Source organism: Aeromonas sp. HMWF015 (genome assembly GCF_963878965.1).
Classification (GTDB): Bacteria; Pseudomonadota; Gammaproteobacteria; order Enterobacterales; family Aeromonadaceae; genus Aeromonas; species Aeromonas veronii.
Genome location: NZ_CAWNZT010000232.1, coordinates 4,972 through 5,602, shown reverse-complemented (window position 1 = coordinate 5,602; position 631 = coordinate 4,972). Strand labels below are relative to the sequence as shown.

The 631-nt window shown below is 63.2% G+C and carries 1 pseudogene; it reads right to left on the bottom strand.

The features are described 5' to 3' along the window. Positions 1–631, bottom strand: a pseudogene (locus AACS18_RS23450) (MFS transporter); the annotation flags it as partial.

Here is a 631-nt window from a genome sequence, read left to right as displayed (position 1 = left end):
AGCAGACCGCAGCCACTCAGCAACAGGCCGAGATCCTGCAATCCGGCCGCCACCGCCAACCCCAGACTGAGCAGCAGGTAGTAGCCAAGCCCGAACAGGGCGCCAGCACTGCCTGCTACCTCGCGATAGGCCAGCAGCGCCTGACTCAGCACATTGGGGATCGCCAGCCCGAAGGCCACCACGATTCCCATCATGGGCAACAGGAACCAGAGGGTGGCCTGAGTCGCCCAGACCAGCAGCCCGGTAACCAGCGCCAGAGCGCAAGCCAGTCTGACCAGAGATGACGGCAGCCACCCCTTCCCCAGCAGATGCTTGTTGAGCAGGCTGCCAAGCAGGGTCGCCAGTGCCAGCAAGAGCCCCGAGTAACCAAATTCGCCGGTGCTCAATTCCAATCCGGCAAACAGGAACGGCGCCAGACTGTAGTAACCAAACAGCATGGTGTTGAACAGGGCGACCAGCATGGCGCTGCGCCAGAGCCCGCCATCCTTCATCATCCGGCACGCCAACGGCCAGAGTGCGACTTGCTGGCTGGTGGCCGGACGGGTTTCCGGTAACTGCCAGCAGGTCACCAGCAGCAAACCTACCGCCAGTACCAGCAGGCCGCTGAACACCCCGAGATAGCCGAACCAGC